Source organism: Cyanobacteriota bacterium, assembly GCA_025054735.1.
In the GTDB taxonomy this organism is placed as follows: Bacteria; Cyanobacteriota; Cyanobacteriia; order SKYG9; family SKYG9; genus SKYG9.
Genome location: JANWZG010000082.1, coordinates 1 through 11222 on the forward strand (window position 1 = coordinate 1; position 11222 = coordinate 11222).

Below are 11222 nucleotides of genomic sequence, written 5' to 3' on the forward strand. Positions count from 1 at the left end.
GATCATCTTAAAATGCTTAACTTCTATCATAATCTTAATCTTATTTACATTTTTTAATATTTTGAAAACTTAATCATTACCACTTTACACTTTCCAATGCTATAGATGAATGTCTAGCTATAGATAGCGTCGTAATAGGTCTACAGTGTGTTGACCTGTGAGTGACCAACGAAATTGTTGCGCGCGACGTAGGCCAGCCTGTTGGAGATGCTGTCGCAGTTGACGATCGTTCAACACGTCACGCATGGCAGCCGCGATGGCCTGGATATTGTAGGGATCCACTAATATTGCTGCCTCTCCAGCAACTTCTGGCATAGCAGCCAGGTTGGAGGTAATCACGGGTGTGCCACAGGCCATAGCTTCCAAAACTGGGATCCCAAATCCTTCCCATAATGAAGGAAACACCAGCGCCACTGCACCTCGCAGCAAATCTGGCAGTTGGGCATAGGGAGCATAGTCTAAAAACTGGACGTGACGATCAATGCCCAAAGCGTTGACCTGGGCTTTGAGTTGGGGGGTGTAGCGGTTGTCTGTTGGCCCCGCTAGCCACAGTTGACAAGCAGTGTCGTGTTGAGAGTTAACAACAAGAGCAAAGGCTGAAATCAACCGCGACAGATTTTTGTAAGGCTCGTGATGACCAATGTAGAGAAAATAGGGCAGAGATAACTCTGAGGGTGATGGCGCAGGCTGGGGTGTAAAGTGGCGATCGTCATAGGCGAGAGGAATGGGTGTGATTTTCGTCGTTGGAATATGGAAGAAATGGTGTAAATCATTAGCTGTAGCTATGGAATTACAAATGATGTGTTGTGCCTGTTGAAACACATGGGGCACCCAATGGCGAAAATAGAGGGTGCGGGGTGACCAACCCTTAGGAAACCGCAGGGGAATCAGGTCATGGGCCATGACAATGTAGCGACAGGGCGTGAAAATAGGAGCTTCTGGCAGGGGGGAAAACAGCAGGGTTGCCCGTAAATCCTGGTAAAGATTGGGTAATTGCAACTGTGTCCAATACAGGCGACGTAACCTACCGCCAATACCTGCTTCTGAGGTTTGGTTAGCTGCAATCGGATAGTAACGGTATCCATTGAGCGGCTGAGCTGCAAGCACAGTTGGGTCTAGGGCTTTCAAGTGTGGTAATAGGTTTAGGGTGTAGTTGCTAATGCCTGTGGGCTTGGAAATAAGACTAGCCAGACTAACTAACAAGTGAGAATACATAACAATACCAAGACCACTAGAGCCGTTGATAGGTTGCGGTCAACAGTGTATCGCCAAAATCGTAGTTATTGCTACATCTGCAAACATCTGAGCTTGGTAACTTAAACGGCATAGTTTTAACAATCAATGGCCTCTAGGGTTCCGATTGTAGATCTAGTTGGTAGGTTTGCTGATGTCTGGTCCAAGAGGGGCGAACTATCAGCTAGGAATCTACTAGAGGGTTAATGATAGTTACACGGCGGGAAAAAAGCCCGGGAGAGTTTTATCCCTGAGGGATGTAAGGACTCTTCTGGGTTTTTTTATGGTTTGAACAGTAGTTTGGTTAGGGGTGGTTTATGACAGAAAGTCCCTTATTTCAGAGTCCAGATGGGTCTACTAGTGAAGCACAGCAGGCGATCAAGCGAGAAGCGCGATTACCCTTAACGGGATGGCAGCAGGAGGTAGATCGAGGGCTAGCATATGGTTTGGAAGCAGCAGCCAGTATTCGTGATCGCTCCATTCCTACCTTTTCCCGTGGAGAGTTGCCCCACTTTGCTGGAATCAACACCTTCTTGAAAGCACCCTATCTAGAAGATGTGCGCAGGGTTGGTGAATACGATGTAGCTATTGTTGGCGTGCCCCATGATTCTGGCACGACCTATCGTCCTGGCACTCGCTTTGGCCCCCAAGGAATTCGTCGCATTTCTGCTCTCTATACGCCCTACAACTTTGAACTAGGAGTGGATTTACGGGAGCAGATTACCCTCTGTGATGTAGGGGATGTGTTTACGATTCCTGCCAATAACGAAAAGTCCTTTGATCAAATTTCCAAGGGTATCGCCCATATCTTCGCCTCTGGTGCATTCCCCATTGTGTTAGGCGGCGACCACTCTATCGGTTTTCCTACGGTGAGAGGAGTATGCCGCCATTGAGGGGACAAAAAAGTGGGCATTATTCATTTCGATCGTCACGTTGATACCCATGAAACGGATTTAGATGAACGGATGCACACCTGTCCCTGGTTCCATGCCACCAATATGGTCAACGCCCCCGCCAAAAATTTGGTGCAGTTGGGTATTGGGGGTTGGCAGGTGCCGCGCCAAGGGGTAAAGGTCTGTCGAGAACGTATGACCAATATTCTCACTGTAACTGACATTGTAGAGCGGGGAATTGAAGCTGCGGCAGACTTTGCCCTAGAACGAGCACTAGACGGTACAGACTGCGTGTGGATTAGCTTTGATATTGACTGCATTGATGCGGGCTTTGTCCCTGGCACAGGTTGGCCTGAACCCGGTGGTCTGCTACCCCGTGAAGCTCTAGCTCTGTTGGGCAAGATTGTTCAACAGGCACCCATTTGTGGCCTAGAAGTGGTGGAGGTCTCTCCTCCCTATGACATCAGTGACATTACTGCCTTAATGGCTACTCGTGTTGTCTGCGATACCATGGCTCACTTGGTGCTGTCTGGACAACTCCCTCGCCAAGAAAAACCAGCGTATATCCATCCCGAAGCCAATATGCAAGTTGATCAAGCCTGGACGTAGCACTATGCATGAAGTCGATATGACCAAATCACTGATCTTGACCATCCAACAATGGTGGAATGCACAGCCCGACCGCCGATCGATTGCTAAGGTGCATCTAACAGTAGGGCGATTTACCTGTGTAGAGCCAGTGAGTTTGCAATTTGCCTTTGATGTGCAAAAACGTGACACGATTCTGGCAAATGCCACCTTGGAAATCCACGAAGTTCCCCTGGTAGCGTTTTGCCATGCCTGCCAGCAAGACTACTACCCAGAACCTGGTATTTGCTATACCTGCCCCAGGTGCCACAGCCCAATGGAAGACATTCGCTCTGGTCGAGAATTAAAAATCGATCGCATTGAATATGCCAGCCAGGGTGATAGCTGCAAAGGTTCTAGAGAATAACTCCTACTACCCCTAACCAATCCATCACTCACCACTAAAAAACATCCCCTAGCCCCTAACACCTAACACCTAACCCCTAATTAACTATGCACCAACATATTGATGTCGCCCTTGGTATTAACCTCCTCCATGCGAATCAGGACGGAGCTGATCACAATCGTGCCCACTTTGACGAGTGGGGTATTACCTGTCTGAATATCATGAGTAGCCCTGGTGCGGGTAAAACAGTCTTGCTGGAGAAAACCCTGGCAGCCTTGACCAATCACCTCAGAATAGCCGTGATTGAGGGGGATATGACAACAGAACTGGATGCCGATCGCCTGCGCTGCTATGGGGTGCCTGTGATTCCCATCAATACTGGGCGCTCTTGTCACTTGGATGCCAAGATGGTAGCGGGTGGACTCCATCGACTAGAACACGAGTACGATCCTACAGAGTTCGATCTAGTGCTGGTAGAAAATGTCGGCAACTTGGTTTGTCCAGCCGAATTTGAAGTGGGAGAACACGCCAAAGTTGCTCTGCTCAGCGTCACTGAAGGGGAAGACAAACCCTTGAAGTATCCCATCATGTTTCAAGAAGCTGATTGTCTGTTGATTACGAAGCTGGATCTTGCCCCTTATCTGGACATTAGCTTAGAGCAAATTATCAGCAATGTCCGCCAGATCAACCCCCGCGTTACCATCTTGCCTGTTTCCGCCAAAACTGGAGAAGGTTTAGATGCCTGGTATGCCTGGGTACAACGTCAGGTTGCTAGCCGCCAACTTGCGATTGTGTAACCTGCTGCTCCTGTTGTCATTCTGTTGCAATAGTAACGGACGCACGATCGCTCCATCAACTACAAAAGCTGCAATAGTGCCATCTGTCTCGAAGTCTTATCGTTATTTCCCTGCTAACATCTCTCTGCAGAATGATCTATGCAACGCCGACACCTGTTGACCTCTATCCTGTTGTTTTTGGCCAGCATTGTGCTGGTGGTGAGTTGCACAAATCCTGCTAGCCAGATTCCTACCAGTACTGGAACCTCCCCCAGCCCTAGCACTGGTGGGGCAACTGTTAGTCTTGGCTTCAGTGCATGGCCGGGTTGGTTTCCCTGGCAAGTTGCTCAAGAAGCCCAGATTTTTGCCCAAGTCAATGCCAAGGTAGATCTCAAGTGGTTTGATGGGTATTTGGAATCCATTAATACCTTAACGGCTGGTCAACTTAGCGCTAACTCCCAAACCCTGAATGATACTATTGGCCCAATCGCCGCTGGCTCTGATCTGGTGATTGTGCTGACAAATGACAACTCGGCTGGCAATGATCAGATCATTGTTCGGGAAGGGATTAATTCGATCGCTGATTTAAAGGGCAAAAAGGTTGCTGCTGAAGAAGGAGTAGTAGATCACTACTTGCTGCTGTTGGGACTGCAAAAAGAGGGCCTAACTCAGAAGGATATTGAATTCGTGCCCTTGGAAACAGGAAAAGCAGCGGCTGCGTTTGTTGCAGGGCAGGTGGATGCAGTAGGAGTGTTTGCTCCTTTCACTACCCAAGCCTTGAAGCGACCAGGTAGCAAAGCCCTATTCACCTCTAAGGACTTTCCAGGGGCAATTTCTGATCACCTGGTATTTAATCGGAAATTTGTGGACGAGAACCCTGACCAAGTGCAAGCTGTCGTAAATGCTTGGTTTGCCACCCTGGATTATATGCAGGCTAATGCTGAAAAGGCTACGGAGATTATGGCTAAGCGGGCAGGGGTCAGTGTTGATGAATACAAGGAATATGCAGCAGGTACTAAGATTTTCACAATCGAAGACAATCTCAAAGCCCTGGAGCCGGGTAATGACAACACATCACTGCCCTATAGCGCTGCCAAGATTACTGATTTTTTGCTGGAAACCGGGTTAATCAAAACTAAGCCGGATTTGAGCAAGCTGTTTGACGATCGCTTTCTCAAGGCCTACGCCGCTAAGGCCAAGACATCTTAAACTATCGCCGAAGAGATGGTTATGAACCAACCGCCATCTAACTCATTGCCCCCTAAACTATCGCTTCAGGAGCCGAAAACCCTGAAGCCTACTACGTTTTGGCGACTAGCTGAGGATATTCCTCGACCCTTAAACTGGAGCTTGATGATAGCATCCATTGCCTTACCGTTGCTGCTGTGGTGGACAGTGACAGCGCTGAAGTTAGTCGATCCTAAGTTCTTGCCGTCACCAAGTGCCGTGCTAGCTGCCTTTCAACAGTTGTTGGGGACAGGAGAACTACAAAAGGATACAGTCGCTAGCCTGTGGCGAGTAGGGGTTGGTTTTCTGCTAGCTGCCCTAGGATCCATTCCGATCGGAGTATTGATGGGAAGCTTTGCCAGCATTCGCGCCTTGCTAGAGCCTGCCTTTGGCCTTATGCGCTATATGCCTGCTCCTGCCTTCATTCCCTTGCTAATCATCTACCTTGGCATCGACGAAGCTCCTAAAATTGCCTTGATTGTCATTGGGGTATTCTTCTTCAACGCCCTCATGACCATGGATACGGTCAAATTTGTACCTAAGGATTTGATTGAGTCTACCTACATGCTGGGAGGAAATCGCTGGCAAACCTTGCTGCAAGTGATTTTTCCCCATGTTCTTCCCGGCATTATTGATGCTTGCCGAATCAATTTGGCAGCGGCTTGGCAGTTGGTGATTGTAGCAGAACTAATTGCTGCCAACGAGGGCTTGGGTCGGCGAATTAGCTATGCTGGTCGGTTCTTTAAAACCGATGAAATCTTTGTTGGTTTGATTGTGATTGGGGTGATCGGCATGAGTTTCGACTTACTGTTTCAATACCTGATCCGCATATCCTTCCGCTGGGCAAGTCAGCGGCGGTAAACGGGGGAAAGTACTTGTAGCCAGAGCGCGTAAACGGATGTGAAGAATATTTGTCTTCATCATTAAGGACTAATGACTAGTAACAGAGGACAGGAGCTATGTATATCCAGATTAGTAACTTGAGCAAGCATTTTGATACAAAGCATGGCAGATTGCTGGTTTTGAAAGACATCAACATGGCAATCAAGCAAGGTGAGTTTGTTTGTGCCGTAGGAGCTTCTGGATCAGGAAAATCTACTCTCCTACGTCAGATTGCAGGGTTAGATGGTCCTAGTTCTGGTGAAGTGCGGATTGATGGTGTGCGGGTAACTGGCCCTGGCCCTGATCGAGGCATGGTGTTCCAACACTACACCCTCTATCCCTGGATGACTGTGCAGCAAAATGCCGAATTTGGTCTCAAGTTGCAGGGTGTTCCCAAATCCCAGCGCCGAGAGATAGCTAGCTACTACCTGAATGTGGTGGGCTTGACTCCCTTTGCTAAAGCGTTGCCGAGAGAGTTATCTGGTGGAATGAAACAGCGGGTGGCAATCGCCCGTGCCCTAGCCTCTGAACCCAAGGTGCTACTGATGGATGAACCCTTCGGTGCCCTAGATGTTCACACGAGGGAGTCTATGCACGAATTCATGCTCGACCTGTGGCAACGTACTGGCATTACAGTCTTTATGATCACCCACGATGTAGAGGAGGCAGTATTTCTCTCCCATCGTATCTATGCCCTCGGTGCTCGCCCTGGGACTGTGCGCCGCGAGATAGTGATTAACCTGCCAGAGCGTACTCACCATGTCAAGCGCCACTCTGTGTTCCATGATTATCGGGATGAATTGATGGATTTGATGCGACAACATGGTCAAGAGGCAATAGCCGCGATCGCCGCTTGATACCAACATTTTGCCACCGACATTAGGGAGTTGAAGCATTGGGCAACTCGTCAGGGGAGAGTTTAGGTGCTAGGAGTTGGGATTTAGGGAGTTCGTTAGGGGAGAGTTGAGGCACTGAGAGTTGGGATTTAGAGAGTTCGTTACGGGAGAGTTGAGAAACTGGAAGTTGGGTAGTAGGTATCGCCGTCTCTGATGACTGTATCTGCAGAATGGAGTCGCCCACTGTCGCTGGACTAGGTGTTGCTAGGGAGTCATTAGCACAATACATAAGTTTCATCTGTCCAGACAGTGGGTTGTCTGGTGAGGCGATCGTGCTACAGATGGTAAGAGCTGATGCATCCCCGCCTTGGGGTTGAGATTTGGGTGGTGTTATCGCCTGCTCAATATTCCGAATGCCGCCTGTACTCGTAGCCGTGCCAGCAGTAATGTTCACCTCTACTGGAGTGGTGTAGGCACTGTAATCCAAGGTATCAAAGCCAGCACCACCATCAATCAAGCCAGTGACCCTAGCGCCATTGGCAAAGATAAAGACATCATCCTCACTGCCGCCCACAAGATTCTGGACATTTTTGTAGGTGAAGATACCTACTGTGCCTTGATCCTGGCCTGTTAGCCTCCAGGTGTTGGGTGTATTAGCTCCAATTAGGGTGTTATTACCCTGACCGCCAGTGAGTCCCTCAATGTTACGAATGCCGCCTGTGCCTGTGGCTGTGTTGTTAGCCAGATTGACGGTAACAGGTGTTGTGTAAGCGCTATAGTCAAGGCGATCGACCCCGGCACCACCATCGACGATGCCACTCACCGTTGCGCCATCTGCAAAGACAAATACATCACTACCACTGCCCCCTGTGAGATTGCCAACGTTAGTAAACCGGAGTCCGTTGGGGAAAATACTGTTGAGGTGGCCACTATTGGCTCCTGTAATTGTCCAAGTGGTGTTGACATCTGCTCCTACTAGGACTCTACCACTAGGAATCAGCACAGGGTCTGCAAAGTTAATGTTGCCCAGAACGATCGCACCGGTGCTGCTAATTTGGCCAATCGTAATCTGGGTGAAGCCATCAATTAGATTGCTTAGAGAGGTAGCACTCAAATCAAAGCCCCCTGTAGTTACCCCAATTCCCACATTCAGGCTTGGCTCTAGAGGTCGCAAGGTGAGATTCCCAAAACCTGCTAAGGGAGCATTTAAGGCGATACCGTTAGCTGTCAGCAGGATGTCATCATTGGCCGTAACGTTGCCTGTGCTGGTGAGATTACCTGTGAGCACTGTGACCGTTAGATTGCCAGCGAGAGTTGATTTGCCTAGTTCCAAGTCAGCATTCGCTTGAATATCTGCGTTGTTACCTTCTAGCTGGAGGCGATGGAATTGATTGTTAGGATTGGACAACGTAATGTTGCCAGTGCCTGCCTTGAAACTAGTGATGTCGCCGACGGTAAGCCCATCACGTTGAGTAATGTTGCCTCCAGTGGTTACGGTCAAATTACCTGTGACGGCGATATTATCCAAGTCGAGGTCATTGATATCGTTAATGGTGGCGTTACTAGCAACAATTGCCACTGTATTGAAGTTATTGGCATTGTCTAGGGTGACAGTATTGGTGCCTGCGTCTAGGGTAGCAGTGCCGCCGATCGTCAGATTGCCAATATCCGTAATCGCGCCATTCGCAGTGAAGGTGGCGTTACCTACGATGGTGGAAGTTCCCAAACTCAAGCCTGCTGTGGTATTCAGCACGACATTGTTGCCAGCAGTTACTTGCACTGTATTGAGATTGTTGGCAAGATTCAGGGTAATGTTCCCGGTAGAGGTGGCATTGAGGGCTGTGGTGCCTGCAACGGTGAGCACACCGCTTTGGGTAATGCCTGGTGTTGCTGCGGGTAAGGTAGTCGTGCCTGCGTTAGCCGTGTTAAGACTGAGGCTGCCACCAAAGTTATTCGCTGCTTGGTCAAGGACGATTGCATCGCCGCCAATCACGCCGTTAAACTGTTCACCTGTTGCTTGACTATTGACACTCAGGCTGCCGGTCACAGTTCTTGTCGGCAGGTCAATCATCCCTACACGGGTAATAATCACATCACCATTGGGCAACGTAATATCCGGTAGAATGTTGCCTGTGTTACTGAGAACAGTGCTGGCAGATGTGTTGAGGGTAATGCCGCCTGCAACTCGCAGAACTGCGCTGGGGGCTTGGGTGATATTGCCCGTGGAGGTAAGGGTAAAGTCGCCACCAATGACCGTATTCCCTAAGGTGCTAGGGCCACTGTTAGCTACCGTGACATTGCCAGCCCCGTGAGTGGTAGTGAAGCTAGCGTTGCCGGGGATGACAAAGCGAGTACCCGCTGTTTGAGAGATGAGGCCACCAGCAGTGATGTTGAAGTCGCTGCCAGTGGTGACATTGCCAAAGGTAATCGCCGATTGGTCAGTCAATGCTACGGAGTTGGCACTGGCGATCGTCACAAGGGTGAAATCGTTGGCGGCATTGGTCAGAGTAATGTTGCCTGTACCTGTTGCTAGGGTTGTGGTGCCACTGACTACGATCGCTGCTGACCCTTGGGTAAGGTTACCGTTACTCACCAGGTTCAAATTACCCGCTGTCGTTCCCTGGAGAGCTGTGGCACCCGTCTGGTTCAAGAACAGATCAGTGGCTGTGGTGTTCAGGGTAATTGTGCCAGCAGCAAGGTTCACGCGACTAGCACTAGTACCAATATTCCCTGCACCGTTCAAGTTCAGGGTTGCAGCCGTGAGAGTGCCTGGGCCATCTACGAGGCCACTATTGTTGAGAGTGATGGTGTTGGCAGTGAGTGGTGCCCCAATGGTGAAGGTAGTGCCTGTATAGGTTTGATTTCCTGCGGTTGTAATAGCGCTGGTGGTGACGATCGCCCCTCCAGCTTGAACAGTGAGGTTTCCGGGCAAGGTGGCAGCAAAGGTGCCTAAGGTTACATTATTGCTATCCCGCAAGTGGACGTTGTTGCCAGAGAGGATGCTGACAAGATTGAAGTCATTACTTGCATCGGTCAGGGTGATGTTACCTGCATTGGCAGCGATCGTCATGGTGCCAAGCACACGCCAAGCAGCCCCCTGAGCGAGATTAGCGCTGGTGGTAATGGTTAAGTTATTGAGTGCATCCTGATCTCCAACTTGGGTTGCAAAATTTACACCTCCACCACTGGCAACTACCGTCAGGCTGTTAGTTTCTCCCACTTGGCTGTTAACAGTGCCGTTAAAGCTGAGGATATTGCCTGTGAGGGTAATGTTGCTGTTGATCCGAACTGCATCCCCATAGGTCTGGTTGCCCGTAGTGGTGACATTACCATTCAGCTCGGTGCTGCCACCAGCATTGGTGCTAAGGCTGCTAGCTTGAACACTGGCGTTAAAGCGAGTCACCCCTGTGCTGTTGGCTTGCAGGTCACCTAAGGCTTGGCTACTGCCCACAGCACCTGCGATCGTAATGTTGCCTGCGCCAGCATTCAGACTCAGGGCAGCATTGCCATCGACAGTATTAGCAAAAGTAATGGCTCCGTTGCTAGTTGTCAGGGTGACATTACCTGTAAGGGTGGTTGCTTGCGTGAACGTAATACTGGTTGCGTTAGTGATGTTGCCTGCAGTGGAGACGTTGCCCCCTCCATTTTGCAGGAATGCTCCCGCTAGGGTAAAATCACTGCCTGCACTGATTGTTGCTAGCCCACTGTTGGTTAGGGTGAAATTACCAGCAGTAGTGGTAACCGCCCCATTGAGAGAAACGGCTTGACCCACGATCGTCAAATTGCCACTGGTAATGGTGCTAGCAACTACGTTATTGCTGCCTGCATTCAGGCTAGTCGCGCCCGTGACTGTCAAGGTGCCAGTCTGGGTCAGAGTGTTACCACTGGTTACAGTCAAGTTGCCACTGACAGTGGACGTTGCCAGGGTTAGGTCATCACGATCGCTGAGGGTGACGTTATTACCACTGGAGATGACCACTGTCCCAAAGTCGTTGTTAACGTTGTCTAGGGTGATGTTGTTGGTGATGCCAGCAGCCAGGGTAGTAGTGCCGCCGATCGCGAGATTGCCCGTGTTAGTGATGGCTCCATTGCTTGTGACTGCAAAGTTCCCATCAACAGTGATGTTGCCTAGGCTGATGGTGTCTGTGCTGGTTACAGCTAGGTTGCCTGTGACCGTAGCTGCGGTGAACGCTGTAGCGGCAGCTTCTTGCAAAGTTACGTCAGTACCTCGAACCACAATGGCTCCCAACTGATTTGCTGGATTCGTGAGAGTGATAATCCCGGCTGGAGTGTTATTAGTGGTAGACTGCACGGCATTGAAACTAGCAGTCTTGCCAGGATCTGCCATCGTAATCGGGGCAGCTTGGGTAATGCTGGGTGTTGCAGTAACATTGCCCGTCAC

7 protein-coding genes, 1 pseudogene and 1 riboswitch are annotated in these 11222 nt (G+C 49.8%); of the genes and pseudogenes, 6 read left to right on the top strand and 2 right to left on the bottom strand.

Translation table 11 applies throughout. The features are described from left to right. Nucleotides 1–117 precede the first annotated feature (117 nt). Nucleotides 118–1215, bottom strand: a complete 1098-nt coding sequence (locus tag NZ772_05870) for a glycosyltransferase family 4 protein (GenBank protein MCS6813086.1) — start codon at nucleotides 1213–1215, stop codon at nucleotides 118–120. A gap of 122 nt (nucleotides 1216–1337) precedes the next feature. After that, a riboswitch (guanidine-I (ykkC/yxkD leader) is annotated at nucleotides 1338–1475 on the top strand. Nucleotides 1476–1550: 75 nt separating this feature from the next. Here NZ772_05870 and NZ772_05875 point away from each other — a divergent pair. The 6 genes and pseudogenes from NZ772_05875 to NZ772_05900 all read left to right on the top strand — a co-directional run bounded on the left by NZ772_05875 (nucleotide 1551) and on the right by NZ772_05900 (nucleotide 6841). Beyond that, nucleotides 1551–2735: pseudogene (locus NZ772_05875) on the top strand (agmatinase family protein). A gap of 4 nt (nucleotides 2736–2739) precedes the next feature. Continuing rightward, nucleotides 2740–3120 (top strand): hydrogenase maturation nickel metallochaperone HypA, encoded by a 381-nt coding sequence (gene hypA, locus NZ772_05880; protein MCS6813087.1) that lies wholly within the window; start codon nucleotides 2740–2742, stop codon nucleotides 3118–3120. 86 nt (nucleotides 3121–3206) lie between these two features. After that, a complete protein-coding gene (hypB, locus tag NZ772_05885; protein ID MCS6813088.1) occupies nucleotides 3207–3896 on the top strand; it encodes a hydrogenase nickel incorporation protein HypB in 690 nt (229 codons plus the stop codon). A 138-nt stretch (nucleotides 3897–4034) separates the two neighbouring features. Then, complete coding sequence (locus tag NZ772_05890; protein MCS6813089.1) at nucleotides 4035–5084, top strand: ABC transporter substrate-binding protein; 1050 nt, start codon at nucleotides 4035–4037, stop codon at nucleotides 5082–5084. A gap of 21 nt (nucleotides 5085–5105) precedes the next feature. Beyond that, nucleotides 5106–5963 (top strand): ABC transporter permease, encoded by an 858-nt coding sequence (locus NZ772_05895; protein ID MCS6813090.1) that lies wholly within the window; start codon nucleotides 5106–5108, stop codon nucleotides 5961–5963. 98 nt (nucleotides 5964–6061) lie between these two features. Next, the gene (locus NZ772_05900; protein ID MCS6813091.1) at nucleotides 6062–6841 is read left to right on the top strand and encodes an ABC transporter ATP-binding protein; all 780 of its coding nucleotides are present in this window, start codon (nucleotides 6062–6064) and stop codon (nucleotides 6839–6841) included. Nucleotides 6842–6863: 22 nt separating this feature from the next. On the opposite strand, the gene NZ772_05905 is transcribed toward NZ772_05900, so the two are convergent. Continuing rightward, nucleotides 6864–11222, bottom strand: a 4359-nt coding sequence (locus NZ772_05905; protein ID MCS6813092.1) for a hypothetical protein, incomplete at its 5' end; no start/stop codon positions are given.

What these genes read in the sequence shown, in the direction of transcription:
- NZ772_05870 (MCS6813086.1), bottom strand. Translation starts at nt 1,215, where the DNA reads ATGTATTCTCACTTGTTAGTTAGTCTGGCTAGTCTTATTTCCAAGCCC.
- hypA (MCS6813087.1), top strand. Translation starts at nt 2,740, where the DNA reads ATGCATGAAGTCGATATGACCAAATCACTGATCTTGACCATCCAACAA.
- hypB (MCS6813088.1), top strand. Translation starts at nt 3,207, where the DNA reads ATGCACCAACATATTGATGTCGCCCTTGGTATTAACCTCCTCCATGCG.
- NZ772_05890 (MCS6813089.1), top strand. Translation starts at nt 4,035, where the DNA reads ATGCAACGCCGACACCTGTTGACCTCTATCCTGTTGTTTTTGGCCAGC.
- NZ772_05895 (MCS6813090.1), top strand. Translation starts at nt 5,106, where the DNA reads ATGAACCAACCGCCATCTAACTCATTGCCCCCTAAACTATCGCTTCAG.
- NZ772_05900 (MCS6813091.1), top strand. Translation starts at nt 6,062, where the DNA reads ATGTATATCCAGATTAGTAACTTGAGCAAGCATTTTGATACAAAGCAT.